We start from the raw sequence: 26,373 nt of genomic DNA on the forward strand, positions 1-26,373 counted from the left end.
AGCGGCGCGCTGCCGTCGCCGCCGTACTGGCCGGCGCCACGGCGCTCGCCGGGGCGCAGTTCCTCGACACGGGCGAGCTCGACCGCGCGTGGGAGGCCTACCAGCGGTCCCGCGCGGCGGCACGGGAGGCGCACCGGCCGGTGGCCGCGGCGGCGGCTCTCGCCGGGCTGGCCTCGGTGCTGGTGGAGGCCGGGGAGCCGGCCGCCGCGCTCACCCTGCTCGGCGGTGAGCCCCCGGACGGGCCGTCCGCAGCCGTGGTCCGCTGGCAGATCGCCCGTGGCCTGGCGAACGCCGCCGCCGGTCACCCGGAGGCCGCACACGAGGCGTTCGGCCGCGCCGAGCGGTCCCTGCCCCACGGAGCGTCATCGCAGGGTGGGCCGGCGTCCGGCGTCGACCGGGCATGGCCCGGCCCGCTCGTGATCGAGCTCGCCGACATCGAGCTCGCCGACCTCCACCGCCAGCGCGGTGAGGCGCTGGTGGCCCTGCACGACCCGTCCGCCGTCACGCCGCTGCGGGAGGCCCTGGCCGCGGCGCCGCGGTCGGCGCGGCACCGGGGGGCGCTGCACGCGGATCTGGCGGTGGCCCTCGCCGGTAACGATCCCGACGACGCAGCCGAGCACGCCCGCGAGGCCCGCGCGATCGCCGTCCGCATCGGGTCCACCCGCATCCCCGCACGGCTGGGGCCACCATGATCCCCATCACGGGCACGCCGCGGCGCTCACGTGCGCGCCACGCCGATCATGCCGCCGCCGACCGGGCCCGAGCCCTCCGGCGCACCGGCCCCGGATCAGCCCGTGGCCGACCCCACGCCACCCGCCAGCACCTCGGCCGCGCGGTACGGGTCGATCTCGCCGGCCACCACCCGCCTCGCGAGATCGGGCAGCCCGCTCCCGCCGCGGACGTCACCGATGCGGGTGCGCAGCTCGTCCAGGGTGATCGCCTCGATCTCCCCGGCCGCGCGGGCGAGTCTGCGGCGCTCCCGCTCGCCACTCGCGTCGAGCCAGTCGCGGTGGGTGTCGAGGGCGGCCACGAGGTCATCGAGACCCTCCTGCCGCGACGCCACCGTGCTCACCACCGGGCGCTTCCACGCTCCGTCGTCCGAGGTGCCGCCGAGGGAGATCATGTGCCGGAGGTCGCGCACCGTCTGGGGGGCGCCGTCGCGGTCGGCCTTGTTCACCACGAACACGTCGGCCACCTCGAGGATGCCCGCCTTCGCCGCCTGCACCCCATCACCCATCCCGGGTGCGAGCAGCACCACCGTGGTGTCGGCGAGCGCCACCACCTCCACTTCGCTCTGCCCCACGCCCACGGTCTCGATCAGCACCACGTCGCAGCCGGCGGCATCGAGCACGCGCAGCGCCTGCGGGGTCGACCAGGACAGCCCGCCGAGGTGGCCGCGCGTGGCCATCGAGCGGATGAACACGCCGTCGTCGGTGGCGTGCTCGCCCATCCGCACGCGGTCACCGAGGAGCGCCCCGCCGGAGAAGGGGGACGACGGGTCCACGGCGAGCACGCCGACTCGTCGGCCCTGCGCGCGCAGCGCCCCCACCAGCGCGGACGTGGTGGTGCTCTTGCCCACGCCGGGCGGGCCGGTCAGGCCCACCACGTGCGCGTGGCCGGTGTGCGGGGCGAGCGCGGCCGCCACCTCCCGCAGGGCCTCACGCCCTGCGGGAGTGTCGGACTCCACGAGCGACAGCAGCCGCCCTACGGCGAGCTGCTCTCCCCGCCGGGCCCGCTCCACCAGGTCGGGGACGTCGAGCCGCCGCGCCATGCCCGTGCCGTCTCGGAGGTGTCAGCTCGAGGCCGGCACGCGCAGGATCAGGGCATCGCCCTGCCCACCGCCACCGCACAGCGCCGCGGCACCGACGCCGCCGCCGCGTCGCTGGAGCTCGAGGGCGAGGTGCAGCGCGAGCCGCGCTCCCGACGCGCCGATGGGGTGCCCGAGGGCGATCGCGCCGCCGTTCGGGTTCACTTTCTCCGGGTCGACGCCGAGCTTGCGGGTGGACACCACGCCCACCGCGGCGAACGCCTCGTTGATCTCGATGACGTCGAGGTCGGCGGGCGCGATGCCCTCCTTGGCGCAGGCCGCGGCGATGGCGTTGGCCGGCTGCTCGTGCAGGCTCGAGTCGTCGGGGCCTGCCACCATGCCCTGAGCACCGATCTCGGCCAGCCAGGTCAGGCCCAGCTCCTCGGCCTTGGCCTTGCTCATCACCACCACCGCGGCAGCGCCGTCGCTGATCGGCGACGACGAACCGGCCGTGATGGTGCCGTCAGCGGAGAACGCCGGTCGCAGCTTGCCCAGGCTCTCGGCCGTGGTCTCGGGACGGATGCCCTCGTCCGCGTCGACGACGATCGGGTCACCCTTGCGCTGGGGCACCTCCACCGGGGCGATCTCGTCGCCGAACAGCCCGCTCGCCACCGCACGGCCGGCGCGCTGGTGCGACTGGGCGGCGAACTCGTCCTGGTCTGCCCGCGTGATCTCGTAGCGGGAGTTGTGCTTCTCGGTGGAGGCTCCCATCGACACCTGGTCGAACGAGTCGAACAGGCCGTCGTTGGCCATGTGGTCGGTCATGCTGACGTCGCCGTACTTGAAGCCGGCACGCGACTTCGACAGCAGGTGCGGGGCCTGGGTCATCGACTCCTGGCCGCCTGCCACCACCACGTCGCACTCGCCGGCCCGGATCAGCTGGTCGGCGAGCGCGATGGCGTTGAGCCCCGAGAGGCACACCTTGTTGATGGTGAGCGCGGGCACGTCCATACCGATGCCGGCGGCGACCGCGGCCTGCCGGGCGGGGATCTGGCCGGCACCGGCGGTCAGCACCTGCCCCATGATCACGTACTGGACCTGGTCCGGGCTGACGCCGGCACGCTCCAGCGCGGCTTTGATGGCGACGGCTCCGAGCTGGGCTCCGGAGAAGTCCTTGAGCTGGCCCAGCAGGCGCCCCATGGGCGTGCGGGCACCTGCGACGATGACGGATCCGGACACGTGTCCTCCAGCAACTGCGGTGGCAGGGATCGGCCGACGATACCCGCCGGCGCGTCCGATGAGCCCGGACGACCACCTCGTCACGGTGGTGATGCGCCGCACAACCCCACGTCAGCACACCGCCGGGTTACATTCCCGCCATGGGAGAACAGATCAGTCTTGCCGAGCACGGCGTCATCGGGGTGGACCACGTCGGCATCGCGGTCGCCGACCTCGACGAGGCCATCGCCTGGTACGGGGCGACGTTCGGCCTCGTCTCCACGCACGAGGAGGTCAACGAGGAGCAGGGTGTGCGCGAGGCCATGCTCTCGGCGCCCGGCGACACCACCGGTGCCGCGATCCAGCTGCTCGCGCCGCTGCGCCCGGACTCGGCGATCGGCAAGTTCCTCGACCGCAACGGCCCCGGTATCCAGCAGATGGCCTACCGGGTCGCCGACATCGAGGCCACGTCCGCCGCTCTGCGGGACAAGGGCGTCCGGCTGCTCTACGACGCGCCGCGCCGCGGCACCGCCGACTCGCGCATCAACTTCGTGCACCCGAAGGACGCCGGCGGCGTGCTCGTCGAGCTCGTGGAGCCCTCCGCCGCAGGTCATTGACCTGACGGAGGTTCTTGACGCTGAACCCGTCACTGGACCGGTCGAGATGGCGCTTGTCACGCCCACTGGGTGGAACCCCCTCGTCAGGAAGGGTTTCCGGGTACCATACTTCGCAGTAACTTTTGGGATACCAAGCAGACTCGAGCCATCGGAGGCCAAGCCGTGCAGGAGATCCTCGACGCGATTCTCGCGGGAGAGCACGACGCGCTCGGCGGACTCGCCGTGCCGGACCACTACCGCGGCGTCACCGTCCACGAGGACGAGGCGGAGATGTTCGCGGGCATCCCCTCGCGCGAGAAGGACCCGCGCAAGAGCCTGCACCTCGACGACGTGCCGACACCCGAGCTCGGCCCGGGTGAGGCGATCGTCGCGGTGATGGCCAGCGCCATCAACTACAACACCGTCTGGACGTCGATCTTCGAGCCGGTGTCCACGTTCGGCTTCCTCAAGCGCTACGGGCGGATCTCGCCGCTCGCCAAGCGCCACGACCTGCCCTACCACGTGGTGGGCTCCGACCTGGCCGGCGTCGTGCTGCGCACCGGCCCCGGGGTCAACGCGTGGAAGCCGGGCGACCAGGTGGTGGCGCACTGCCTGTCGGTCGAGTTGGAGAGCCCGGACGGCCACGGCGACTCGATGATGGATCCCGAACAGCGCATCTGGGGCTTCGAGACGAACTTCGGCGGGCTGGCCGAGCTGGCGCTGGTGAAGTCCAACCAGCTCATGCCCAAGCCCGAGCACCTCACCTGGGAGGAGGCGGCGGCCCCGGGCCTCGTGAACTCCACGGCCTACCGCCAGCTCGTCTCGCGCAACGGCGCCGACATGAAGCAGGGCGACACCGTGCTGATCTGGGGCGCCTCGGGCGGCCTGGGCTCGTACGCCACCCAGTTCGCGCTCAACGGCGGCGCCACCCCGGTGTGCGTCGTCTCCTCGCCGGAGAAGGCCGACATCTGCCGGAAGATGGGTGCCGAGCTGATCATCGATCGCTCCGCCGAGGGCTACAGGTTCTGGCGCGACGAGCACCACCAGGACCCCAAGGAGTGGAAGCGCCTCGGCGGGAAGATCCGCGAGCTCACCGGCGGCGACGACCCCGACATCGTGTTCGAGCACCCGGGCCGCGAGACGTTCGGCGCGAGCGTCTACGTCGCCCGCAAGGGCGGGACGATCGTGACCTGCGCGTCCACGTCCGGGTACGAGCACTCGTTCGACAACCGGTACCTGTGGATGAACCTCAAGCGGATCGTCGGCTCGCACTTCGCGAACTACCGCGAGTCGTGGGAGGCGAACAAGCTCATCTCCAAGGGACTGATCCACCCGACGCTGTCGAAGGTGTACCCGCTGGCCGAGACGGGCCAGGCCGCGCTGGACGTCCACACCAACAGCCACCAGGGCAAGGTCGGTGTCCTCGCCCTCGCGCCCGAGGAGGGCCTCGGCGTGACGAACCCGGAGCTGCGGGAGCGCCATCTCGAGGGGATCAACCGGTTCCGCGGCATCTGACGCCGGAGATGACCCGGCGTCACCTCCGCGGGTGAGGATCTTCACCCGCGGAGCACGCGCCGGGGCATCGTCCGTGTCACGTCCGGGTACGGTGAGTTCATGGCCGGAGACCCCGTTGCGCCCGCGTCCGACACCGGCTTCGAGGTGGTCAGGAAGGGCTACGACCAGGAACAGGTCGACGCGCACCTACGTCGCCTCGACGCCGAGGTGCGCGTGCTCACCGCCGACCGGGACGCCGCACTCGACCAGGCCGACCAGCTGACACGCGAGCTCGACGACTCCCGGGCCCGTGCCGACCGCCTGCGTGCCCAGGTGCGCACGCTCGTGAGCCCGCAGCAGAACGTGCAGGGCATGAGCGAGCGCATGCGGTCGATGCTGCGGCTGGCCGAGGACGAGGTCGCCGAGATGCTGGCGCGCGCCGAGACCGAGGTGAACAAGCGCGTCCGCGAGGCGGATCAGAAGGCCGAGAAGATCCTGGCCGACGCCCGGGGCGAGGTCGAGACGGTGCGCCTCAACGCCCGCACCGACGCCGAGAGGGGCGAGCGGGAGCGCGCGGCCCTGCGCGCCGCGCTCGAGGCCGACCGCCTCGCCGGCCAGCAGGCCATCGCCGAGGCCGACGCCGCGGCGGCTTCCGAGCGCGAGCGGCTGCGTGCCGAGCTGGACGCTGAACTGGCCGACGGACGCGCCGCGCTGGCCGCAGCCACGACCGAGGCCGACCAGGCCAGGGCCCGGTCCTGGGCCGACTCCGAGGCCCGCCGCGCGCAGGTGGAGGAGGACTTCTTCATCGCGACGGACCAGCGCCGCAAGGAGGCGATGACGGCGCTCGCCGCGGAGCAGGAGGCCACGCGGCAGCGCATCCGGGAGATGCACGAGACCGCGGCGGCCACCGCACGCGCCACCGTCGAGGAGGCACGGACCCACGCGAAGCGGATCCTGGCCGACGCCGAGCGCAGGGTCGTCGAGCTCACCGCCCTGCGCGGCCGCGTCCTCGAGCAGCTCGGCAGCGCCCGCGCGTCCCTGAGCCGGACGATCGACGATCTCGAGCCGCTGCCCGGGGAGGTCGGGACGCTGCTGTCTCGGGCCGCCGCGGCCGACGAGCCGGCGCCGGCAGCGGCGCTCGGCACCCGGGGGCTCGGTGTCGAGACGGCCGGCAGCGGAGCCATCCCCGCCGACGGGAACGGGCAGGACATCCCGGAGGAGGACGGCGACGTGGACGTCGCCCGCGACATCGCCGCCGAGGATGCCCCGACCGGGCACGGCGCGAAAAGCGCTCCGTCGCCCTCACCGCGGGCCCGCCCCCGCCCGCAGGCCGCCTCGGCCCGCTCCTGACCGCTGCGGAACCGGCCCACCGCGGTCGACGACCTGTCCGTCGGCGGCGGGGCTCAGCGCCTCCGGCCGCCCGGGCGCCGGTGCGCCCGCGAGGACCAGCACGGCGCATGCCAGTGCCGCCGGTCGTCCACCGAGCCGTACTCCGCTGCCGGCCAGGCCACCACGTGCGGCTTGCCGGCGGGGATCTCCTGGTCGCAGCCCGGGCAGCGGTACCACTTCGCCGACGACGAGCCGGGCACGTTGCGCACCAGCCACTCGCCGTCCGGCCCGGTCTCGGCGCGGGTGAACGACGCCGACCGCAGCGGCACGTGCTCTGCGCGCTGCAGTCGGTGCGTCCGGCGTCCCATGAGAGGAGTAACGCGCCTCAGCGCGCGGCGTAGTCCCGGAACCCGTGGCCGGTCTTGCGCCCGAGCCGCCCGGCCTTGACGAGGTGCTCCAGCAGCGGCGCGGGCGAGAACCCGGCCTCGCGGAACTCCGCGTACAGGGACCGCTCGATGGCCAGCGACACGTCCAGCCCGACCACGTCGAGCAGCTCGAACGGCCCCATCGGCAGCGCGCAGCCCGTCTTCATGGCGGCGTCGATGTCGTCGGCGGTGGCGTAGTGCGCCTCGAGCATCTTCACGGCGTCGTTGAGGTACGGGAACAGCAGGGCGTTGACGATGAATCCGGCACGGTCACCGCAGCTCACCGGCACCTTCCCCAGGCGCTCGCAGAGCGCGAGCGCGGTGGCGGCGACGTCGGGGGCGGTGGTGATGGTCGAGACCACCTCCACCAGCTTCATGGCCGGGGCCGGGTTGAAGAAGTGCATCCCGATCACGTCGGACGGCCGGGAGGTGGCCGCCGCGCACTCGACCACGGGCAGCGACGAGGTGGTGGTGGCGAGGATGGCGCCGGGCTTGCAGATCTCGTCGAGCGCCGCGAACACCGCGCGCTTGACGCCGAGCTCCTCGGCGATGGCCTCGATCACGAGGTCGGCGTCGGCGAAGTCCTCCAAGCGCGTGGTGCCGGTGATGCGGGCGAGCGCGGCGTCGCGGTCGTCGTCGGTCATGCGCCCGCGCACCACCGACTTCTCCAGCGACTTCCTGATGCCGGTGATCGCGCCGTCCACCTTGGAGTCGCTGCGCCCGCGCACAACGACGTCGAGCCCGGCGCTCGCCAGCACCTCGACGATGCCCGAGGCCATGGTGCCGGTGCCGACGACGCCGACGCGCTGCACGTCGCGGACGGTGACGTCCTCGGGCACGGCACCCGTGGGGGTGTCGGCGTCGGGGACGACCTCCGAGCTGTGCGGCTTGGCGTAGGTGTAGAAACCGCGGCCGCTCTTCCGGCCCAGCAGGCCCGCGGTGATCATCTGCTTGAGCACGGGGGCGGGCGCATGCAGCAGGTTGCGCGACTCCGCGTACATCGTGTCGAGGATCTCGTAGCTCGTGTCGAGCCCGATGAGGTCGAGCAGGGCCAGCGGGCCCATCGGGTAGCCGCAGCCGTAGCGCATCGAGGCGTCGAGGTCCTCGCGGCTGGCGTAGCGGTGCTCGTACATGCGCGCGGCGTGGTTGAGGTAGCCGAACAGCAGCGCGTTGGCGATGAAGCCGGCGCGGTCGCCGATGACGACGGGCACCTTGTCCAGGGTGGCGGCGAACGCCTTCACGTCGTCCACCACGTCCTGCTCGGTGACGACGGTGCGCACCAGCTCCACGAGCTTCTGCACGGGGGCCGGGTTGAAGAAGTGCATCCCGATGACCTTGCCGGGGCGCCCGGTGCGCACAGCCAGCTCGGTGACCGAGAGCGACGAGGTGTTGGACGCCAGGATCGTGTCCGGACGGCAGACCTTGTCCAGCTCGGAGAACACCGCGGCCTTGAGGTCGAGGCTCTCCGGCACTGCCTCGATGACGAGGTCGGCGTCGGCGAGGTCGACCAGCGACGTGGTGGTGGTGACGCGCCCGAGCAGCGCGTCGGCGTCCTCCTGCGACAGCTTGCCGCGGCCGACGGCACGCGAGGTGGACGTGTCGAGGTGCGCGCGGCCCCGCTCGACGGCGTCGGTGTTGGTCTCGGCTGCGATCACCTGCAGCCCGTTGCGGGCGAAGACCTCCACGATGCCTGCGCCCATGGTGCCCAGGCCGACCACGCCGACCGTCCGGAACTCGCGTCCCACGCCTACCTCCGTCGTTGGGGGATGTTCCCCGGCATCCTTCCATCCCGACCAGCGGGACGGCCCGGGCTTGTGAGCACTACCTCCCGTGGCGCAGCCGCACCAGTCCCAGCAGCGCGTTCATTCCGCGCGAGGTGCGCTTGAAGCTGGTCACGGCGATGGGCAGCGCGAACTTCTGCCGCGCCACGGCCTGCGGGCGGGTGAACTCGCGCAGCCCGTCCTCGCCGTGGATGCGGCCGAAACCGGAGTCGCCCACGCCGCCGAACGGCAGGGCGGGGATGCCGGCGAACGAGATCACCCCGTTGATCGCGACCATGCCGCAGCGCAGCCGCGCCGCGATCTCCTCGCCGCGCTTCTTCGAGAACACGGTGGCGCCCAGGCCGTAGCCGGTGGCGTTGGCGCGGCGCACGGCCTCGTCGACGTCCGGCACCCGGTTGACGACGAGCAGCGGCCCGAACGTCTCCTCGGTGACGGCGGTGCTGTCCTCCGGCACCTCGACGATCACCACCGGGTCGATGAACGGCGGGTGCAGTGACGCCTCCCCACCGACGACGGCCCGGCCGCCCTTGGCCAGCGCGTCCTCGACGTGCCCGCGGACGATGTCGCTCTGCGAGGCCATGGTCATCGGGCCGAAGTCGCCCGCGGACCCCGCCCGCAGCGCCTCGGCCTTGCGCACGACCTTGGCGATGAACCGGTCGGCCACGTTCTCCACGACGTAGACGCGCTCGACGCCCACGCAGGTCTGGCCCGCGTTGGACATGCCGCCCCACACGGTGGCGTCGGCCGCCGCCTCGAGGTCGGCGTCCGCGTCGACGATGAGCGGGTCCTTGCCGCCGCACTCGATGAGCACCGGCGTGAGCGTCTCGGCGCACGCGGCCATCACGCGCTTGCCGGTGGCCGTCGAGCCGGTGAAGGCGATCTTGCCGACGCCTTTCGCCCGGCACAGCGCCGCGCCCGTCTCCCCGAACCCGGTGATGACCTGCAGCAGCGGGTGGCCGTCGACGATCTCGGCGAGGGAGTCGGCCAGCGCGGTGCCCACGCCGGGCGTCAGCTCGCTGGGCTTGAACACCACCGCGTTGCCCGCGGCGAGCGCGTAGGCGATGGAGCCCATGGGCGTGAAGACGGGGTAGTTCCACGGTCCGATCACGCCGACGACACCGATCGGCGCGTAGCGCAGCGTCGCCGCCTGGTTGGCCATGAGCAGGCCGGAGGACACCTTCCGCTTCCCGAGCACCTTCTCGGCGTGCTTCGCGGCCCAACCCAGGTGGTCGATGGCCAGCACGAGCTCGAGGCGCGCGTCGTCGAAGGGCTTGCCGGTCTCGTCGGAGACGACGCGGGCGATGTCGTCGAGGCGGCGGACCAGGGCCTTGCGCCACTCCCCCAGCCGGCGCCCGCGCTCGGCGAACCCGAGGCCGGCCCACCACTGCGCGGCCTCCACCGCCCGGGCCACGGCCAGCTCGACGGCCGTGGCGTCGTGCACCGGATGGGTGCCGACGACGTCGCCGGTGCGGGGGTCGAGCGACTCGAAGGTCGCCTGGGCGCCGGGCACCTCGGTGGCGGTCATTACTCCAGAGTAGGCCCTGCGAGTGGGCCGGTCCTCGCGCCATGACGGTCATCGCTGGCAAGGTCGACCGGATCGTCATCGGGTCGCTCGCGTTCGACGGCAAGCTGACCTCGGTCGACCCCGACCCGTCCATCAGCCACCACGAGCTCTGGGTGCGGCCGACAGCGGCGTCGAGTACGCGCGCACCGGCGTGCGCCTCGGCCACGACGTGCGCAGCGCCCTGTTGGTGGCCTGCGAGCTCACGGTCCACTGCTCGCAGCCGCTGCACATCCACGAGCTGCCCCTGAGCGCCGAGCAGGCCGCCGTCGCCCCCGTCGAGGTCGACGAGCCCGCGCCCGGGAAGAAGCGGAAGGGTCAGAAGAGCCGCAAGTCCGTCGACTCGGTGCCGCGCAACGCGTCGTAGTCGACGACGACGCAGCGGATGCCGCGGTCCTCCGCGAGCGTGCGGGCCTGTGGCTTGATCTGCTGCGCGGCGTAGACGCCCGCCACGGGTGCGAGCAGCGGATCCCGGTTCATCAGCTCGAGGTAGCGGGTGAGCTGCTCGACGCCGTCGATCTCACCCCGGCGCTTGACCTCGACCGCCACCGAGCCGCCGGCGGCGTCGCGCAGCAGCAGGTCGACGGGCCCGATCGCCGTCATGTACTCGCGGCGGACCAGCGTGTACCCCTCACCGAAGGTGGTCGGGTGCGCGGCCAGCAGCTCCTGCAGGTGTGCCTCGACCCCGTCCTTGACCAGTCCGGGATCGACGCCCAGCTCGTGCTTCGTGTCGTGCAGCACCTCGTCGATGGTGATGACGAGCGACTCGTCGGCCTTGTTGCGCACCGTCCACACGCCGGGCTGCTCCTCGAGCCAGCACGGCGGGCTCATCCAGTTAAGCGGCTTGTAGGCGCGGTCGTCGGCGTGGATGCTCACCGACCCGTCGGCCTTCACCAGCAGCAGCCGCGGCGCCATCGGGAGATGGGCGGTGAGGCGGCCGACGTAGTCGACCTGGCAGCGAGCGATGACGAGACGCACGGGACGTCACCCTAGGACCCCACCGGGTGACGACCGACGGCACGTGCGTGTGGGAGATCAGGGACGGCCTCGGCGCGCGACCCTGGCCGCGATCTGGCTGCGGGCTGAGAAGCCCAGCTCGGCCAGAACGTGCTGGACGTGGAGCACGAGCGCCAGGCCCGTGTCGGCGGCGAGGTCGACGAAGAAGCTCGTGACCGCCTCGAAGAGGGCGAACCCGTGCTCCGGCGCATCGCCCCGGACGACACCCCCAGCTCCGGCGCGACTCGGGCCAGGTCCCGCCTCCCGTCCGGCGATCGCCGTCGAGGCTCGCTCGGGTCCGGCGGCGCCGGCCAGGAGCGCAGGATCCGCCGCCACGGCCTCCCGGTCACCGCCCACGCGCACGCGCACTGCGCCATCGTCGACGCGATCGCGGCCGGGGTGGACGGGATCGAGCACCGCGCCGCGATACTGCCGGGTGTGGAGACGATCAGCAGCCGTCAGGTCTACGCCAACAGCTGGATGACCGTGCGCGAGGACGCGATCCGCCGCGCCGACGGCAGCGACGGCATCTACGGGGTGGTCGACAAGCCGACGGCCGCAGTGATCATCCCCCGCGACGGCGAGCGGCTGCACCTCGTCGAGCAGTTCCGCTACCCGGTCGGGCAGCGACGCTGGGAGTTCCCGATGGGCACCGCGCCCGACCGCGCCGAGGTCGCGCCCGACGTCCTCGCCGCGCGGGAGCTCGAGGAGGAGACCGGCCTCGTCGCGGGGCGGATGGAACTGCTCGGCGACCTCGACATCGCGCCCGGGATGTCGAGCCAGCGCGAGCACGTCTTCCTGGCGACCGAGCTGACGGCGGGCCCGGCCCGGCGCGAGCACACCGAGCAGGACATGCGCGCCCGTTGGTTCACCACAGCGGAGTTCGAGGAGATGGTGCGCGGCTCCGAGCTCGTCGACGCGCAGAGCCTGGCCGCGTACCTGCTCCTGCTGCTGCACGACCGGTCGTGACGACTCGCGGGCCCGGCCGGGGCGGACTCGCGCACCGGACGTGTCGACTCGCGGGCTACAAGCAGGCTTGACTGTTTGTTCCGCGCCCCGCATGCTCGCCGGGTGACGACGAGCCGTCAGCAGGAGCGCAGTGACGCCACCCGCACGAAGCTGATGGACGCCACCGTCGACTGCCTCGCGGAGCTGGGCTGGTCCGGCACCACCACCACGGTCGTCGCCCGGCGGGCGGGGGTCTCCCGGGGTGCGCAGCTGCACCACTACCCCACCCGTGCCGAGCTCGTGCTCGCCGCCGTCCAGCACATCGGGGCCGCGCGCTTCGCCGAGGTGCGCGAGCGCGCCGCCCTGCTGCCCACCGGCCCGGGCCGCACCGCCGCCGTCCTCGACATGCTGGCGCGGCTGCACACCGGGCCGCTGTTCCGCGCGATGCTCGAGCTGTGGGTGGCCGCCCGCACCGATCCCGTGCTGCGCGAGGCCGTGGTGCCGCTGGAGGCCGAGGTCGGGTGCGAGACGCACCGCCTCACCGTCGAGCTGCTGGGCGCCGACGAGTCCCGGCCCGGCGTCCGCGTGGCCGTGCAGCAGACCCTCGACATGGTGCGCGGGCTCGGCATCTCCGCACTCCTGTCCGACGACGGCCCGCGTCGCCGGCACGTTCTCGACGACTGGGCCCGCCGACTCGACGCCCGCCTGTCCGACCAGCACCTGGAGGCACCGCATGGACCTGCGTGAGACCGACGAGCAGCAGCTGCTGCGGAAGTCCGTGGCCGCGATGGCCGCGAAGTACGGCCACGAGTACCTCATCGACAAGGCCCGCACCGGCGGCAAGACCACCGAGCTGTGGAAGGAGGCCGGCGAGAACGGCTACCTGGGGGTGGCCGTGCCCGCCGAGTACGGCGGCGGCGGGGCCGGGATGGTGGAGCTGTCGATCGTCGCGGAGGAGATCGCGGCGGCGGGCTGCCCGTTGCTGCTCATCGTGGTGTCGCCGGCGATCGCCGCGACCGTGATCGCCACCAGCGGCACCGTCGACCAGAAGGAGCGCTGGCTCCCCCGCTTCGCCGACGGCACCGCGAAGATGTCGTTCGCCATCACCGAGCCGGACGCGGGATCGAACTCCCACAACATCACCACCACCGCGCGCCGCGACCCGGACGGCAAGGGCTGGCGCCTGTCGGGCACGAAGTACTACATCTCCGGCGTCGACGAGACCGAGGCGACGCTGGTCGTGGCCCGGCTGGAGGGCGCGCAGGGCACGCTGCGCCCGGCCATGTTCATCGTCCCCACCGACACCCCCGGCATGACCTATCAGCCGATCGAGATGGCCATCCAGAGCCCGGAGAAGCAGTTCACCGTCTTCTTCGACGACGCCCTGCTCCCCGACGACGCGCTCGTCGGCGGCGAGGAGGCCGGCCTCGCCGCGCTGTTCGCGGGCCTCAACCCCGAGCGCATCACGGTGGCCGCCTACTCCAACGGCCTCGCCCGCTACGCGCTGCGCAAGGGCACCGACTACGCCAGGGACCGCACGGTCTGGAAGGCCCCGATCGGCAGCCACCAGGCCATCGCGCACCCACTGGCCAAGGCGCACGTCGAGGTGGAGTTGGCGCGGATGGCGACCACCCGCGCTGCCTGGTTCTACGACGCCGGCGACCACGCCGCCGCGGGCGAGGCCGCGAACATCGCGAAGTACGCCGCCGCCGAGGCCGCCATCAACGCCGTCGACGCCGCGGTGCAGGCGCACGGCGGCAACGGCATGGCCGTCGAGTACGGCGTGGGCACGCTCATCGGCGCCGTCCGCACCGCGCGGATCGCCCCGGTGAGCCGGGAGATGATCCTGAACTTCATCGCCCAGCACACCCTCGGGCTCCCGCGGAGCTACTAGCGCAGCCGCACCGGCAGCGCCTTCAGCCGGTGCGAGCCCGGCATCGGCACCCAGTCCGTGGCGCCGTCGAGCGCGAGGGCGGGGAAGCGGTCCACCAGCGCACGCAGTGCGACCCCGCCCTCCTGCCTGGCCAGGGCGGCCCCCAGGCAGTAGTGCGCGCCGTGGCCGAACCCGACGTGCCCGTCACCGCGCCCGGACGGCCGCCTCGTGACGTCGAGCCGCTCCGGGTCGTCGTAGACGCGGGGGTCGAAGTTCGCCGAGACCAGCACCGACTGCACGGCGTCGCCCGCGTGGATCTGCTGGCCGCCCACGACGAGATCCTCGGTGGCGTAGCGCAGCCGCGTGATGTGCACGGGCCCGCAGAAGCGCATCAGCTCGTGCACCGCGCCGGGCCACAACGACGGGTCGCGGCGCAGCAGGTCGAGCTGGTCGGGGTGCCGCAGCAGCGCGAGGGTGCCGTTGGAGATCAGGTGCGCGGTGGTCTCGTGGCCGGCCATCACCAGCGTGAAGATCATCGTGACGATCTCGGTGTCGGTGAGCCGGTCGTCCTCGTCGTGCTCGGTGACGAGGCCGCTGATGAGGTCGTCGGTGGGCTCCCCGCGCCGCATCCGGATCAGGTTCTCGCAGTGCGCGACCATGTCGCGCAGCGCGTCGGGCACCCTCTCCTTGTCGAACGTCACCAGCGCCGTCGCCCACCGCCGCCAGTCGGGCCGGTCCTCCACCGGCACCCCGACCAGCTCCGAGATCACCGTGATCGGCAGCGGGTAGGCGTACTCGGCGAGCAGGTCGACGTGGCCGGGCAGCCCGTCCAGGAGCTCGGTGGCGATGGCCTCGACGCGGGAGCGCAGCTCGTTCACACGGCGCACCGTGAACGTGCGCGACACGAGCTTGCGGACGCGCGTGTGGTCGATGCCGTCGACGTCGAGGATGGTGGAGGTGAGGTAGCCCAGGAGCTCCTGGGGCACCCCCATCGACGCCAGGATGGTCGCGCGCGGGTCGGCGGCCCCCACCGTCACCGGGTTCGTGACGAAGCGGTGGTCACCCAGTGCCGCACGCACGTCCTCCTGGCGTGTGACGTACCAGCACGGGCTGCCGTCCATCGCCGTTCCCAGGACGACGGGCGCCTCCTCGCGGATCAGGCCGTAGCCGCGGTAAGGGTCGGCGACCAGATCCGGGTCCATGATGTTCGGCTGTGCGGTCATGTCCTTCGCCCCTCGGGCTCAACGCACGCGACGGCGCCACTCGTCGTCGACGTGGGAGATCAGTGATCGGTAGGCCTCGGCGACCGCGGCGGCCACCTCGGGAGTGACGTGCGCCGACGGCGTCTCGAGCGCGGCCGCCACGGCGTAGGCCATCAGGTCGGCACGCACGACGGGGTCGGGAGGCGAGCCCGGCAGCGCGTCGACGAAGAAGAAGCCGGCCCCGACGGCGCCGAGCACGTGCATCTGCTCGTCCACGCCGATGTCGGTGCGCAGGCACCCGGCGTCGCGCAGCAGCGTCAGGGTGCGCCGCGCCACCTCGTCGCGGACGAGGGCGAGGCCGCCCAGCGTGCCGGACGCCTCCTGGGAGAGCCGGCCGAGGACGTCGGGATCGCCGAGGTAGAGGGCGCGCGCCAGGGGGTCGGCGGCCAGGTCCAGGTAGACCGACCGCATCATCCGCGACGGCAGCGCCTCGTCGGGGTCGGCGTCCATCCGGTCGGCCATCGTGCCGATCACCTGGTGGTGGGCGCGCAGCAGCACGGTGAGGAACAGCGCGTCCTTCGTGCGGAAGTGCAGGTAGACGGTGCCCTTGCCGATGGCGGCGTGCTTGGCGACCTCCTCGATCGTGACGCGCTGGTAGCCCCAGCGCAGCAGCAGCTCGGCCGCGGCGTCGAGGACGCGCTCCGCCCGCTCGTCCTGACCGTGTGACTGTATTTGAATTTCGGTCACGCAGTCACAGTAGGCCTCGCCCCGGTCGCGGACAAGCGGCTCGGCTAGGAGTTCCGGTCGGCCCGCCAGCAGTGGGACCGCACCGGCACGTCGATCAGGTCCGCACCCGGGAAGCGTTCCCGCAGCAGCGCGCGGGCCCGGTCCAGGCTCGCGGCGCGCTCCCGCGGATCGGCGACGATCGACCCGCTGTAGGTGCCGAGCATGCCCACGACGTCGTCGAGGGCCATGGGACGCGTGTACGTGAACGACGCCTCGGCGACGCCGGCGAACGGCGCGGACCCGGCCAGGGTGACGTCGCGGACGGGGCGGCGGCGCCCGTCCGTGGCGGCCTCGCGGCGCCGCAGGCGATCGAGGTCCCGCACCCAGCCGACCTCGCTGTCACGGCTCGTCCACAGCAGGCCGAAGCGGCCCCCGGGGCGCAGCACGCGTGCGATCTCGGGCACGGCGAGCGCGGGGTCCATCCAGTGCCACGCCGAGGAGACGAACACCGCGTCGGCGGTCCCGTCGGGCAGCGGGATCGCCTCGCCGCGGCCCTCGACCGCCTCCACCTGCGGCGACCGCGCCGACAGCACCGCCCGCATCCGGGCGTCGGGCTCGACCGCGACGACCCGGGCGACCCGCCGCTCCAGCTCGCGGGTCAGCAGGCCGGTGCCCGCCGCGAGATCGACGGCCACCGCGCACCCGTCCGGCAGCAGCCAGTCGAGGGCCGCGGGCGGCGGCGGGGGCCGCAACCGGTCGTAGCTCTCCGCCACCGCTCCGAACGACGTCGCCCGCTCACCGGCCATGCACCCGACGGTAATCCGGCACCGGTGAGGATGGCGCGTGACGCCTGTCCCCCGGGTTACCGTGGCCACATGGCCGACTACGAGAACCTGCTGGTCAAGCACGACGGCGATACCGTGCGGATCACGATGAACCGCCCCGAGCGCCGCAACGCGCTGTCCGAGGGCCACCTGCGCGAACTGCTCGACGCCTTCGAGACCGCCGGTCGCAGCGACGCCACGGGCATCGTGCTGGCCGCGGAGGGCAAGGCGTTCTCTGCGGGCCACGACTTCGCCGACGTCTCCTCGCGCGACCTCGCCGGCGTCCGGGACCTGCTCAAGCTCTGCACGAGGCTCATGACCACCATCCAGGAGGTGCCGCAGGTCGTGATCGCGCGGGTGCAGGCGATCGCCACCGCGGCGGGCTGTCAGCTCGTCGCCACGTGCGACCTCGCCGTGGCCGCCGAGTCGGCCGGGTTCGCCCTGCCCGGTGGCAAGGGCGGCTGGTTCTGCCACACCCCCGCCGTGCCCGTGGCCCGCAACGTCGGGCGCAAGCGGCTCATGGAGCTGGCCCTGACCGGCGACGCGATCGACGCCGCCACCGCCGCCGAGTGGGGTCTCGTCAACTACGCGGTGCCGGACGCCGAGCTCGACGCCCGCGTCGACGACCTGCTCGCCCGGGCCACCCGCGGCAGCCGGTTCGGCAAGGGTGTGGGCAAGCAGACCCTCTACGCCCAGTTCGACCGCCCCGAGGCCGACGCCTACGCGATCGCCGTGGAGGTGATGGCGTCGCTGTCGCAGAGCCCCGGCGCGAAGGAGGGCATGGCGTCGTTCCTGGAGAAACGGCCCGCGGTCTGGCCGGACTAGTACCGGTTGCAGGCCCGGCGGGCGCCGAGCCACGACCCGACATAGCCTGGGCCGCGATGATCACCCGCCGGACGTTCCTCGCGGTCGCCGGAGTCGCCTCCCTCGTCGCCTGCGCACCGGGTACCGGCTCCACCCTGGATCGGGCCCGCAGCAACGGGGCCCTGCGCGTCGGCCTGTCGGGCGAGGAGCCCTTCGGCTACACCGACACCGGCGGCCGGATCACCGGCTCACAGCCCGAGGTTGCCCGCGCGGTGCTCGCCGGCATGGGTATCGGCAGCCTCGACGCCGTGCAGGTGGGCTTCGACCAGCTGATCCCGGGGCTGCTCGCCGGCCAGTTCGACATGATCGCCGCCGGGATGTCGGTCACCCCCGCCCGCTGCGCGCGGGTCGCGTTCTCCCGCCCCGACTTCCTCGCCCCACCGGCGTTCCTGGTGCGCACCGGCAACCCGCGGGGCATCCGCACGTTCCGCGACGTCGCGCGCAGCGGCGTCCGGCTCGCGGTGCTGCCCGACTCGTCCGAGCGCGACTACGCCCGCGCCGCCGGCGTGTCCGACGACCAGCTCGTGGACTACGGCAGCCAGGGCGCGCTCTTCCGGGCGGTGGCCGCCCAGGACGTGCCCGTCGGGGCGCTGACCGCGATCTCGCTGGCCGATGTGCTGCGCCGCAACCCCGGCTCCGGGGTCGAGGTCACCGCCCCCGTGGACCCGACGATCGCCGGCAGGGCCGTCGTGCCCGCGGGCGCGTTCGCCGTCCGGCCCGCCGACGCCGACCTGCTCGCCCCCTTCGACGCCGGGCTGGCCGCGCTGCAGTCCTCCGGCGAGTGGCTGCGGATCACCGCGCCGTTCGGGTTCGGGCCGGCGAACCTGCCGCCCACGAACCTGACGGTCGACGCGCTCTGCGGCCCCGAGCCGAAGCTGCCGGGATCGAACTAGCCGAGAACCGACCCCCAGCGAGCACCGCCCCGCAGGAACTCCTGCGTCCGCGGCTCGCGCGGTCCGTGAACAGCTGCTCCGGTGCGCCGAGCATCGTCATTCCACCGCGCTCACCCGAACGTCGGGGCGGATGCCCCCGCTCGCCGGGTCAGCCCGTTCAAGCCGGCCGCGGCCGGATAGGCGAAGATCGCGCCATGGTGTTGCGCGTCGCCGGGCTGCCGGTGTGGGTCGGTCCCATGGACATGATCGCCGGGGCCCGGGCGGTGATGGGCTGGACGGACGAGGCCGTCGAGGTGGTGGCGGGCCTGCCGGAGCGCGTGGCAGGCCTGCTCGACGACGTCGAGGGCCTGGTCGGGCGCATCAGCCGGCTCGCCGACGGCGTGGACGGGATCGTCGGCCGCGCCGACGGCATCATCGGCTCCGTCGACGACGTGCTGGACGACGTGCGCACCGCGATCGCCCGCGTGGACGACGTGGTCGGCCGCGCCGACACCCTCGTCGCGCAGGTCGAGCCGCTGCTCGAACGCGTGGGCACGGTGGCGGACGGGGCCGCGGCGCTGATCAGCCGCGCCGACGTCGTCGCCGACGGCGCCGCCGGGCTCGTCGCCCGTGCCGAGGGGGTCGCCACCAACGCCGCCGGCCTGGTGGAGCGGGCCGACGGGGTCGCCAGCAGCGCGGCAGGACTCGTCGGGCGTGCCGATCTCGTGGCCGACGGTGCCGCCGCCCTCGTCGCCCGCGCCGGGACGGTGGCCGACGGTGCCGCGGGCCTGGTGTCCGACGCCGGCTCCGTGGCCGCCGACGCCCGCACGATCGTCATCACCGCGGCCGGGGCCGCCGACACCGCCAACGCGCTGCTGGAGACCTACAAGCCGATCGCCGAGGGCGCCGCCCCGCTGGCCCGCCGCTTCGTGGCCGAGTTCTCCGAGGAGGAACTGGGCGCCGCGATCAAGCTGGTGGACCAGCTCCCCCAGATCACCGACCACGTGGTGAACGACGTCATGCCGATCCTGGTCACCCTGGACAGGGTCGGCCCGGACGTGCACGAGCTGCTCAACCAGCTCGACGAGATCCGTCAGGCGATCAACGGCATCCCCGGCTTCCGCCTGCTACGCCGCCGCGGCGAGGAGAAGGAGAACGCCAACTGATCCCCGCGGGGGCCGCGGCGATCACCCGTCGCACCGCTGGCGCGACCCGTTCCGGGCGTCCCGGCACCACTCGTGCCCGGAAGCGCAGGACCTCGCCACCTCGGGCAGCTGCGCGTTCCCGCGGGCACCGAGGTAGCGGTATCGCGCAGCTCCTTGGTGGTCCATGACACCGGCGGCGACAGCCAGGGACCCGCGAAGGCCACCTCGGCGCCGCGCTAGGGGCCCTCAGGTGGCCGTCGCGGAGATCTCCGTCGCCGCGGCCGGCTGGTTCTCGGGGAAGTGGCATGCCACCTCGTGGCCGGGCTCCAGCTCCACCATCGGCGGGGTCTCGACGCCGCAGATCTCCTGCGCCTTCCAGCACCGGGTGTGGAAGCGGCAGGCCGCGGGCGGGTTCAGCGGGCTGGGCACGTCGCCGGACAGCAGGATCCGCTCGCGCTTGCCCGTGCGAGTGGGGTCCGGGATCGGGACGGCCGAGAGCAGCGCCACCGTATAGGGGTGCATCGGGCGGCTGTAGACGTCCGCCGCGTCACCGATCTCCATGATCTTGCCCAGGTACATGACGGCCACGCGGTCGGACACGTGCCGCACCACCGACAGGTCGTGCGCGATGAGCACGTAGGTCAGGCCGAGCTCGTCCTGCAGATCCTCCAGCAGGTTGACCACCTGCGCCTGGATGGAGACGTCCAGCGCCGAAACCGGCTCGTCGGCCACGATGAGCTTGGGTCGCAGTGCCAGCGTGCGGGCGATGCCGATGCGCTGGCGCTGCCCGCCGGAGAACTCGTGCGGGTAGCGGTTGTAGTGCTCGGGCGATAGCCCGACCAGCTCCAGCAGTTCCTGCACGGCCTTCTTGACCCCGCCGGGCGGTGTGACGCCCTGGATCTCGAACGGCGCCCCGACGATCTTCCCGACCGTGTGGCGCGGGTTCAGCGAGGAGTACGGGTCCTGGAAGATCATCTGGATGTCGCGGCGCATCGGCCGCAGCGCGCCCTGGCCGAGGTGGCTGATGTCGCGCCCGTCGAAGACGATGGTGCCGTCGGTGGGCTCGATGAGGCGCGTGAGCAGCCGGCCGGTGGTGGTCTTGCCGCAGCCCGACTCCCCCACCAGCGACAGCGTCTCGCCGCGACGCACCGAGAAGTCCAGCCCGTCGACGGCCTGCACGGCGCCGACCTTGCGCTGCAGCAGCCCGCGGCGCACCGGGAAGTGCTTCTGCAGCCCGGTGGCGCGCAGCAGCGGCTCCGTGGTGGTCGGTTCCGGCACGGTCCTCTCCCCTGTGCTCACAGCTTGGGCCTGATCTCGTCGGCGAAGATCTGCTGACGCTCCTCTACGGACAGGTGGCAGGCGGCCAGGTGGCCGCCCGCGGTGTCGCGCAGCTCGGGCCGCTCGGTCTGCGAGCGCCCGCCGGTGCGGTCGGCGTACGCGCAGCGCGGGTGGAACGCGCACCCGGACGGCACGTTGATGAGGCTGGGCGGGTTGCCCGGGATGGGGAGCAGCCGCTCGGTGCGCTCCCGGTCCCACCGGGGCATGGACCCCAGCAGCCCCCACGTGTACGGGTGCTGCGGGGAGGTGAACACGTCCAGGGCCGTGCCGTACTCCACGGAACGCCCGCCGTACATCACGAGGATGTCGTCGGCCAGCTCCGCGACGACCCCGAGGTCGTGGGTGATGATCACGACGGCCGAGTCGAACTCCGACTGCAGGTCGACGATCAGGTCGAGGATCTGCGCCTGGACCGTCACGTCGAGCGCGGTGGTGGGCTCGTCGGCGATGAGCAGGTCGGGGTTGCACGACAGCGCCATCGCGATCATGGCGCGCTGCCGCATCCCGCCGGAGAACGTGTGCGGGTAGTCGTCGAACCGCGACTTCGCCTGCGGGATGCCGACGCGGTCGAGCAGGTCCACCGCGCGCTTGCGGGCGTCGGCCTTGCTGACGTCGTTGTGGAGCCGGTAGGCCTCCACGATCTGGTGGCCCACCGAGTAGTACGGGTGCATCGCCGAGAGCGGGTCCTGGAAGATCATCGCCATCGTCTTGCCGCGCAGCTTGCGCACCTGCTCCGGTGCGGACGACACGAGCTCCTGGCCGCCGAGCCAGATCTCGCCGGAGATCTGCGCCGAGCCCCTCTTGTGCAAGCCCATGATCGACAGGCTGGTGACGCTCTTGCCCGAGCCGGACTCGCCCACGATCCCGAGGCGTTTGCCCCGCTCGAGGCTGAACGACAGCCCGTCGACGGCCTTGACCATGCCGTCGTCGGTGGGGAACTGAACGCGCAGGTCCCGCACGTCGAGGAACGCGTGGTCGCCGCGGACCCCGGAGCGCTCCGGCGCCGGGCCGGCGCCGCCCGCCAGGACGTCCTCGGTCACGATGCGGCCTCCGCGGCAGAAAGTACGTCGTCGGGCGTCATGAGTACCTCACCCGCGGGTCGATCACGGCGTAGAGCAGGTCCACGATCAGGTTGGCCAGGATGATGAAGATGCTGCCGATCAGCACCACGCCGAGGATCTTGGGCAGGTCGTTGCTGACCACCGCGTCCACGGAGTACTTGCCGATGCCCGGCAGCGAGTAGGTGCTCTCGGTGAGGATCGCGCCGCCGAGCAGCAGGCCCAGGTCCAGCCCGAAGATCGTCAGGATCGGCGTCAGCGCGGAGCGCAGCCCGTGCTTGAGCACCACCGTGCGCTCGGGGAGCCCCTTGGCGCGCGCCGTGCGGATGAAGTCCTCACCCATGGTGTCGAGCATCCCGGCCCTGGTCAGCCGCGCGTAGCCGGCCGCGTAGAGGAACGCCAGGGTGATCCAGGGCAGGAGGAGGTCGTAGGCCCACTCGAAGGGGTTGTCCTCGATCGGCGTGTAGCTGCCGCCGGGGGCGGTCCAGCCGAGCGCGTAGCTGAAGATCGACAGCGACAGCAGGCCGGTGAAGAAGATCGGCAGCGAGACGCCGGCGAGCGCGACGCCCATGGCGGCGCGGTCGAAGACCGAGCCGCGGCGCAGCGCGGACAGGACGCCGACGGCCACGCCGCCCACCAGCCAGAGCACGGCGGCGCCCGCGGCCAGCGACAGCGTGACCGGCAGCCGGTCGAGCAGGTCGGGCAGCACCGGGTTCTGCGTGAGGAACGAGTAGCCGAAGCACGGGGCGTCGCAGTGCACCGTGGTCGGGCCGGTCGGGTAGTCCTGCCCGAACAGCAGCCCGCTCAGGAAGTGCCCGTACTGGACCCAGATCGGTTCGGTGAAGCCCAGCTTCACCGCGATGGCGTGGATCTGGGCCGGGTCCGCGCTCTTGCCGACGTAGCGGGAGGCCAGGTCGTCAGGGGTGGCCCCGGCCAGCCGGGGCACCAGGAAGAAGATCACGAACGTGGCAGCGGTGACGATCAGCAGCAGGATCACTGCCGCGACGAGCCGCCGGACGATGTAGACCGCCATGAACTACGGCAGGTCGCCCGCCGGACGGTGCGCACCGATCAGGTGCGGACCATCCGACGGACCACCACGTGCCTTCACCTACCTCCGGGTCGTCGCGTCGGGGCCGGCCGGAATCACTTCCGGGTGGTACCCAGCGCGAGGTAGTCGTACATCTGGAAGCCGTTGGTGACGAACGCGTTGGTCAGGTTCGGCGGCCGGTAGAGCAGGCTCTTCGACCAGATGCCCGGGAGGATGAACGCGTCGGACATGACCTTCTTGTCGATGTCGACCCAGATCTGCTCGCGAGCGGCGGTGTCGGTGGTCTGCAGCGCCTTGTCGATCATCGCGTCGACCGCGGGGTCCTTCACACCGAGGTTGGTGTTGCCGCCGCTCGCGCGGATCACCCGGCTGTCGACGATCTGGTCGAGGAAGCCGTAGCCGTCCGGCCAGTCAGCGCCCCACCCGGTGATCATCATGCCGAGGCCGTTGGCCTTGGCGAAGTCCGGCTTGCCCGCGTAGAGCTTGAAGTAGTCGCCCAGGGGGTAGGGCTTGATCGTCAGGTTGATGCCGGCCTTGGCGAGCGACTGCTGCAGCGACTCGGCCGTCGCCTTCTCCTTCGGGCGCTCGGCCCGGTAGGAGATGCTGGTGGAGAAGCCGTTGGGCTGGCCGCACTGCGCGAGCTGGTCCTTGGCCTTGGCCACGTCACCGGCGCTGTTCGGCGTCGCGTAGTCGTCGAACTTCTCGGCGCCGGGGATCAGCGGAGGCAGCAGGTTGGAGGCGATGTCGCCACCGCTGGAGCCGCCGTAGGAGCGCTGGTAGCCGGTCTTGTCCGCCGCGTACTCGATCGCCATCCGGCAGTGGATGTTGTTCAGCGGGGCGACGTCGGAGTTGATGTTCGCGTACCAGAGCCGCGCCACGGCCGCGTCGTCGGTGTTGGCCTTCAGCGTCTGGTCGGCGAGGACCTTGCCCTGCGCCGCCGGGCCGAGGCCGCTGCCCTCGATCGCGACGTCCAGGTCACCGGACAGCAGGCGGTTGTCGATGTCGTCGGCGTTGACGTTGAGCGCCACGTCGATCTCGTCGGGCAGCGGCTTGCGGTTGGGGTCGGTGGCCTGGCTCCAGTTGGGGTTGCGCACCATCGTGAAGCTCTTGCCCAGGTCGTTCGTCTTGAACATGTACGGGCCCGTGGAGACCACGTGCTCCTTGTACTTCGTGCCCGTGTCCTTCGCGATCGGCACCGGCATGGTGGCCGGCAGCTGGGCGAAGTAGTCGAACCCGCTGAACGGCGTCTTCAGGTGGAAGATGATCGTCTGGTCGTCGGGCGTCTCGATCGCCTTCAGGCCGAGCTTGTTCGGGTCGGGGTCCGAGTAGGGGCTCGTGTAGCCCTGCAGGTCGAGGAAGTCGTTGAAGTACGTCGGTCCGTTCGGGAACGTCGTCTTGTCCAGCGAGCGCTCGACGGCGTACTTGACGTCCCGGCTCGTGACGGGCGTGCCGTCCTCGAACTTGACGCCCGGGCGCAGCTTGTAGGTCCACGTCTTGGCGTTGTCGCTGGGGACGCCGAGCGTCTGAGCCAGGTCGGGCACCAGGGTGGTGCCCTGGGCGCCGGGGGCCGACTTGAACATCACCAGGGAGCGGCCGTAGAGCCGGGCGAAGTTCCACGAGTAGGCGTAGTACGTGTCGGCGGGGTCCAGGGAGTCCCAGTCACCCGAGTTCGCGTACCGCAGGGTGCCGCCCGTGACGTCGGACGGGTTGTGGACCCCGTTCACGTCCGACGACGAGCCCGAGGAGCTCGACGAGCCACCGCCGCAGGCCGCCAGTACCAGCGCCGCGACCGCGCCCAGCGCGACCACCGCGACTCTCCGCCTACTCCTCATGAGCACCCCTCTGTCGTGTGGAGCTTGTTGTTCACCGGGAGCGCGGATCGAGCGCGTCACGGAGGCCGTCGCCGAACAGGTTGAACGCGAGCACCGTCACGAAGATCGCCAAGCCGGGGAAGACCATGAAGTTCGGGGCGATCTGGAACCAGTGCGTGGCGTCGGAGAGCATGCCGCCCCAGCTCGGGGTGGGCGGCCGGATGCCGACACCGAGGAAGGACAGGGCGGCCTCGAAGAGGATGTTCGTCGGGATCAGCAGCGTGGAGTACACGAGGATCGGCGCGACGAGGTTGGGCAGCATCTCCGAGAACAGGATGCGGGGGCTGCGGGCGCCGAGGCTACGGGCGGCGTCGACGAACTCGCGCTCGCGCAGCGACAGCGTCTGACCGCGGATGATGCGGCCGATGTAGGGCCAGCTCGACAGGCCGACGATCGCGATGATCAGGACGATGCGCAGCGCGTCACCCTGCAGGCCGAACGCCTGGTCCGGGATGATGCCGGCCAGCGCGAGGGCGAACAGCAGGATCGGGAACGCGAGGAAGACGTCCATGGTCCGGCTGATGATCGTGTCGACCCAACCGCCGAAGTAGCCGGCGACGATCCCGAAGAACGTGCCGACGATGACGGCGAGCAACGTGGCGAAGAACGCGATGAGCAGCGAGATGCGGGCGCCGTAGACCACGCGGCTGAAGATGTCGCGCCCGTTGACCGGCTCGACACCGAACAGGAAGTGCGGGCTGATGCCGCCGAAGAAGCCGGGCGACACCTGCAGGTTGGGGTCCACCTGGTCGTAGTGGAACTCCAGGGGGTCGTGCCCCAGCACCGCCACGATCGCGGGCGCGAAGATCGCGACCAGGATCAGCAGCACGATCACCACACCGCCGCCGAGGGCGACCTTGTCGCGGCGCAGCCGCCTCCAGGCGATCTGACCGAGGGAGCGGCCCTGGATGGCGGTGCCCATGCCCACGGTGACGGCCTCGGGGTCGGCCTGGACCGCCGAGCCGGTCACCTCTTGTGGCGCCGTCACAGTCGGTCCACGCGTTCTTGTGGCGCCGTCACAGTCGGTCCACGCGTTCGCCACCCCGTCTCGCATCGGTCAGGCTGATCGCGGAGGACCTTAACCGGTGCAGGGGTTCTCTCCCGGGCCCCTTCTATAACGATCCGGGCAAACGGTTGGACCGTACGGCTGAGGCGAGCTCAGCGATGGGCCGCCAACACGATCGTGACGATCTCGTCCATCATCTCGGTGAGCTTGTAGTCCTTGGGCGTGAACACGGCCGCGACGCCCTTGGCGCGCAAGGTCGCCTCGTCCTCGGCCGGGATGATGCCGCCGACGATCACCGGCACATCGCCCGCGCCCGCCGCACGCAGCCCCTCGACCACCGCGGGCACCACCTCGAGGTGCGAACCCGACAGCACCGACAGCCCTACGACGTGCACGTCCTCCTGCACGGCGGCCGCCACGATCTGGGCCGGGGTGAGCCGGATGCCCT

Annotated in this window: 25 protein-coding genes and 1 pseudogene; 11 read left to right on the plus strand and 15 right to left on the minus strand. The window is 72.2% G+C overall.

What is annotated here, in order from left to right; translation table 11 throughout:
- A pseudogene (locus JWR81_RS23785) lies at nucleotides 1-692 on the plus strand (hypothetical protein); the annotation flags it as partial.
- A 95-nt stretch (nucleotides 693-787) separates the two neighbouring features.
- On the opposite strand, the gene meaB reads toward JWR81_RS23785, so the two are convergent.
- Together meaB and JWR81_RS23795 are read right to left on the minus strand one after the other, a co-directional pair.
- On the minus strand, nucleotides 788-1,771 hold the full coding sequence (gene meaB / locus JWR81_RS23790; RefSeq protein ID WP_297657295.1) for a methylmalonyl Co-A mutase-associated GTPase MeaB: 984 nt from the start codon (nucleotides 1,769-1,771) through the stop codon (nucleotides 788-790).
- Between the two features lie 21 nt (nucleotides 1,772-1,792).
- A complete protein-coding gene (locus tag JWR81_RS23795; RefSeq protein WP_297657298.1) occupies nucleotides 1,793-2,986 on the minus strand; it encodes an acetyl-CoA C-acetyltransferase in 1,194 nt (397 codons plus the stop codon).
- 140 nt (nucleotides 2,987-3,126) lie between these two features.
- Between JWR81_RS23795 and mce the strand changes: the two genes are divergently transcribed.
- The 3 genes from mce to JWR81_RS23810 all read left to right on the plus strand — a co-directional run bounded on the left by mce (nucleotide 3,127) and on the right by JWR81_RS23810 (nucleotide 6,405).
- Complete coding sequence (gene mce / locus JWR81_RS23800) at nucleotides 3,127-3,582, plus strand: methylmalonyl-CoA epimerase (RefSeq protein ID WP_297657301.1); 456 nt, start codon at nucleotides 3,127-3,129, stop codon at nucleotides 3,580-3,582.
- A 162-nt stretch (nucleotides 3,583-3,744) separates the two neighbouring features.
- On the plus strand, nucleotides 3,745-5,076 hold the full coding sequence (ccrA, locus tag JWR81_RS23805) for a crotonyl-CoA carboxylase/reductase (RefSeq protein WP_297657304.1): 1,332 nt from the start codon (nucleotides 3,745-3,747) through the stop codon (nucleotides 5,074-5,076).
- Nucleotides 5,077-5,175: 99 nt separating this feature from the next.
- Nucleotides 5,176-6,405, plus strand: a complete 1,230-nt coding sequence (locus JWR81_RS23810) for a hypothetical protein (RefSeq protein WP_297657307.1) — start codon at nucleotides 5,176-5,178, stop codon at nucleotides 6,403-6,405.
- Between the two features lie 53 nt (nucleotides 6,406-6,458).
- Here the strand turns inward: JWR81_RS23810 and JWR81_RS23815 are convergent, their stop codons facing one another.
- From JWR81_RS23815 to JWR81_RS23825, 3 genes are all read right to left on the minus strand, one after another.
- Nucleotides 6,459-6,752: a hypothetical protein gene (locus tag JWR81_RS23815; protein WP_297657310.1), complete on the minus strand. Its 294-nt coding sequence runs from the start codon at nucleotides 6,750-6,752 to the stop codon at nucleotides 6,459-6,461.
- A gap of 17 nt (nucleotides 6,753-6,769) precedes the next feature.
- Nucleotides 6,770-8,554 (minus strand): 3-hydroxyacyl-CoA dehydrogenase family protein, encoded by a 1,785-nt coding sequence (locus JWR81_RS23820; RefSeq protein ID WP_297657314.1) that lies wholly within the window; start codon nucleotides 8,552-8,554, stop codon nucleotides 6,770-6,772.
- Between the two features lie 76 nt (nucleotides 8,555-8,630).
- Nucleotides 8,631-10,115, minus strand: a complete 1,485-nt coding sequence (locus JWR81_RS23825) for an aldehyde dehydrogenase family protein (protein WP_297657317.1) — start codon at nucleotides 10,113-10,115, stop codon at nucleotides 8,631-8,633.
- A 190-nt stretch (nucleotides 10,116-10,305) separates the two neighbouring features.
- Here JWR81_RS23825 and JWR81_RS23830 point away from each other — a divergent pair, with 190 nt between their 5' ends.
- Nucleotides 10,306-10,518, plus strand: coding sequence for a hypothetical protein (locus JWR81_RS23830; protein WP_297657320.1), 213 nt, complete (start codon nucleotides 10,306-10,308; stop codon nucleotides 10,516-10,518).
- Here the strand turns inward: JWR81_RS23830 and nucS are convergent.
- Nucleotides 10,470-11,129: an endonuclease NucS gene (nucS, locus tag JWR81_RS23835; protein ID WP_297657323.1), complete on the minus strand. Its 660-nt coding sequence runs from the start codon at nucleotides 11,127-11,129 to the stop codon at nucleotides 10,470-10,472. The genes JWR81_RS23830 and nucS overlap by 49 nt on opposite strands.
- A 456-nt stretch (nucleotides 11,130-11,585) precedes the next feature.
- Here nucS and JWR81_RS23840 point away from each other — a divergent pair, with 456 nt between their 5' ends.
- The 3 genes from JWR81_RS23840 (at nucleotide 11,586) to JWR81_RS23850 (ending at nucleotide 13,989) form a co-directional block, all read left to right on the plus strand.
- Nucleotides 11,586-12,116: an NUDIX hydrolase gene (locus JWR81_RS23840; RefSeq protein WP_297657384.1), complete on the plus strand. Its 531-nt coding sequence runs from the start codon at nucleotides 11,586-11,588 to the stop codon at nucleotides 12,114-12,116.
- A 153-nt stretch (nucleotides 12,117-12,269) separates the two neighbouring features.
- Complete coding sequence (locus JWR81_RS23845; RefSeq protein ID WP_297657387.1) at nucleotides 12,270-12,842, plus strand: TetR/AcrR family transcriptional regulator; 573 nt, start codon at nucleotides 12,270-12,272, stop codon at nucleotides 12,840-12,842.
- On the plus strand, nucleotides 12,829-13,989 hold the full coding sequence (locus JWR81_RS23850) for an acyl-CoA dehydrogenase family protein (RefSeq protein ID WP_297657326.1): 1,161 nt from the start codon (nucleotides 12,829-12,831) through the stop codon (nucleotides 13,987-13,989). The genes JWR81_RS23845 and JWR81_RS23850 overlap by 14 nt, the downstream gene beginning before the upstream one ends.
- Here the strand turns inward: JWR81_RS23850 and JWR81_RS23855 are convergent.
- The 3 genes from JWR81_RS23855 to JWR81_RS23865 are packed head-to-tail and all read right to left on the minus strand — an operon-like array spanning nucleotide 13,986 to nucleotide 16,702.
- Nucleotides 13,986-15,191 carry a cytochrome P450 gene (locus JWR81_RS23855; protein ID WP_297657329.1) on the minus strand — a complete coding sequence of 402 codons (1,206 nt, stop codon included), beginning with the start codon at nucleotides 15,189-15,191 and terminating at the stop codon, nucleotides 13,986-13,988. The two genes, JWR81_RS23850 and JWR81_RS23855, sit on opposite strands and share 4 nt — an antisense overlap.
- 18 nt (nucleotides 15,192-15,209) lie before the next feature.
- The gene (locus JWR81_RS23860) at nucleotides 15,210-15,917 is read right to left on the minus strand and encodes a TetR/AcrR family transcriptional regulator (RefSeq protein WP_297657332.1); all 708 of its coding nucleotides are present in this window, start codon (nucleotides 15,915-15,917) and stop codon (nucleotides 15,210-15,212) included.
- Between the two features lie 44 nt (nucleotides 15,918-15,961).
- On the minus strand, nucleotides 15,962-16,702 hold the full coding sequence (locus tag JWR81_RS23865; protein WP_297657335.1) for a class I SAM-dependent methyltransferase: 741 nt from the start codon (nucleotides 16,700-16,702) through the stop codon (nucleotides 15,962-15,964).
- Between the two features lie 69 nt (nucleotides 16,703-16,771).
- Between JWR81_RS23865 and JWR81_RS23870 the strand changes: the two genes are divergently transcribed.
- The 3 genes from JWR81_RS23870 to JWR81_RS23880 all read left to right on the plus strand — a co-directional run bounded on the left by JWR81_RS23870 (nucleotide 16,772) and on the right by JWR81_RS23880 (nucleotide 19,622).
- Nucleotides 16,772-17,545 carry an enoyl-CoA hydratase-related protein gene (locus JWR81_RS23870; protein WP_297657339.1) on the plus strand — a complete coding sequence of 258 codons (774 nt, stop codon included), beginning with the start codon at nucleotides 16,772-16,774 and terminating at the stop codon, nucleotides 17,543-17,545.
- 56 nt (nucleotides 17,546-17,601) lie between these two features.
- Nucleotides 17,602-18,477: a transporter substrate-binding domain-containing protein gene (locus JWR81_RS23875; protein WP_297657342.1), complete on the plus strand. Its 876-nt coding sequence runs from the start codon at nucleotides 17,602-17,604 to the stop codon at nucleotides 18,475-18,477.
- Nucleotides 18,478-18,671: 194 nt separating this feature from the next.
- Nucleotides 18,672-19,622, plus strand: coding sequence for a hypothetical protein (locus JWR81_RS23880; protein WP_297657345.1), 951 nt, complete (start codon nucleotides 18,672-18,674; stop codon nucleotides 19,620-19,622).
- A gap of 225 nt (nucleotides 19,623-19,847) precedes the next feature.
- Here JWR81_RS23880 and JWR81_RS23885 read toward each other — a convergent pair whose 3' ends face one another.
- The 6 genes from JWR81_RS23885 to JWR81_RS23910 all read right to left on the minus strand — a co-directional run.
- A complete protein-coding gene (locus JWR81_RS23885; RefSeq protein WP_297657347.1) occupies nucleotides 19,848-20,879 on the minus strand; it encodes an ABC transporter ATP-binding protein in 1,032 nt (343 codons plus the stop codon).
- A gap of 17 nt (nucleotides 20,880-20,896) precedes the next feature.
- Nucleotides 20,897-21,979 carry an ABC transporter ATP-binding protein gene (locus JWR81_RS23890; protein WP_297657350.1) on the minus strand — a complete coding sequence of 361 codons (1,083 nt, stop codon included), beginning with the start codon at nucleotides 21,977-21,979 and terminating at the stop codon, nucleotides 20,897-20,899.
- 37 nt (nucleotides 21,980-22,016) lie between these two features.
- A complete protein-coding gene (locus JWR81_RS23895) occupies nucleotides 22,017-23,030 on the minus strand; it encodes an ABC transporter permease (protein ID WP_297657362.1) in 1,014 nt (337 codons plus the stop codon).
- Nucleotides 23,031-23,143: 113 nt separating this feature from the next.
- Nucleotides 23,144-24,880 carry an ABC transporter substrate-binding protein gene (locus JWR81_RS23900; RefSeq protein ID WP_297657375.1) on the minus strand — a complete coding sequence of 579 codons (1,737 nt, stop codon included), beginning with the start codon at nucleotides 24,878-24,880 and terminating at the stop codon, nucleotides 23,144-23,146.
- A gap of 31 nt (nucleotides 24,881-24,911) precedes the next feature.
- Nucleotides 24,912-25,907 carry an ABC transporter permease gene (locus JWR81_RS23905; RefSeq protein ID WP_297657378.1) on the minus strand — a complete coding sequence of 332 codons (996 nt, stop codon included), beginning with the start codon at nucleotides 25,905-25,907 and terminating at the stop codon, nucleotides 24,912-24,914.
- A 170-nt stretch (nucleotides 25,908-26,077) separates the two neighbouring features.
- Nucleotides 26,078-26,373 (minus strand): cobalamin-dependent protein (locus JWR81_RS23910; RefSeq protein WP_297657381.1); only part of this gene is annotated, 296 nt, incomplete at its 5' end.

The organism is Pseudonocardia sp. (assembly GCF_025965585.1).
Taxonomy (GTDB): Bacteria; Actinomycetota; Actinomycetes; order Mycobacteriales; family Pseudonocardiaceae; genus Pseudonocardia.

What these genes read in the sequence shown, in the direction of transcription:
- JWR81_RS23870 (WP_297657339.1), top strand. Translation starts at nt 16,772, where the DNA reads ATGGCCGACTACGAGAACCTGCTGGTCAAGCACGACGGCGATACCGTG.
- JWR81_RS23855 (WP_297657329.1), bottom strand. Translation starts at nt 15,191, where the DNA reads ATGACCGCACAGCCGAACATCATGGACCCGGATCTGGTCGCCGACCCT.
- JWR81_RS23845 (WP_297657387.1), top strand. Translation starts at nt 12,270, where the DNA reads ATGGACGCCACCGTCGACTGCCTCGCGGAGCTGGGCTGGTCCGGCACC.
- mce (WP_297657301.1), top strand. Translation starts at nt 3,127, where the DNA reads ATGGGAGAACAGATCAGTCTTGCCGAGCACGGCGTCATCGGGGTGGAC.
- JWR81_RS23900 (WP_297657375.1), bottom strand. Translation starts at nt 24,880, where the DNA reads ATGAGGAGTAGGCGGAGAGTCGCGGTGGTCGCGCTGGGCGCGGTCGCG.
- JWR81_RS23810 (WP_297657307.1), top strand. Translation starts at nt 5,176, where the DNA reads ATGGCCGGAGACCCCGTTGCGCCCGCGTCCGACACCGGCTTCGAGGTG.
- JWR81_RS23825 (WP_297657317.1), bottom strand. Translation starts at nt 10,115, where the DNA reads ATGACCGCCACCGAGGTGCCCGGCGCCCAGGCGACCTTCGAGTCGCTC.
- JWR81_RS23815 (WP_297657310.1), bottom strand. Translation starts at nt 6,752, where the DNA reads ATGGGACGCCGGACGCACCGACTGCAGCGCGCAGAGCACGTGCCGCTG.
- JWR81_RS23875 (WP_297657342.1), top strand. Translation starts at nt 17,602, where the DNA reads ATGATCACCCGCCGGACGTTCCTCGCGGTCGCCGGAGTCGCCTCCCTC.
- JWR81_RS23865 (WP_297657335.1), bottom strand. Translation starts at nt 16,702, where the DNA reads ATGGCCGGTGAGCGGGCGACGTCGTTCGGAGCGGTGGCGGAGAGCTAC.
- meaB (WP_297657295.1), bottom strand. Translation starts at nt 1,771, where the DNA reads ATGGCGCGGCGGCTCGACGTCCCCGACCTGGTGGAGCGGGCCCGGCGG.
- JWR81_RS23895 (WP_297657362.1), bottom strand. Translation starts at nt 23,030, where the DNA reads ATGGCGGTCTACATCGTCCGGCGGCTCGTCGCGGCAGTGATCCTGCTG.
- JWR81_RS23880 (WP_297657345.1), top strand. Translation starts at nt 18,672, where the DNA reads ATGGTGTTGCGCGTCGCCGGGCTGCCGGTGTGGGTCGGTCCCATGGAC.
- JWR81_RS23850 (WP_297657326.1), top strand. Translation starts at nt 12,829, where the DNA reads ATGGACCTGCGTGAGACCGACGAGCAGCAGCTGCTGCGGAAGTCCGTG.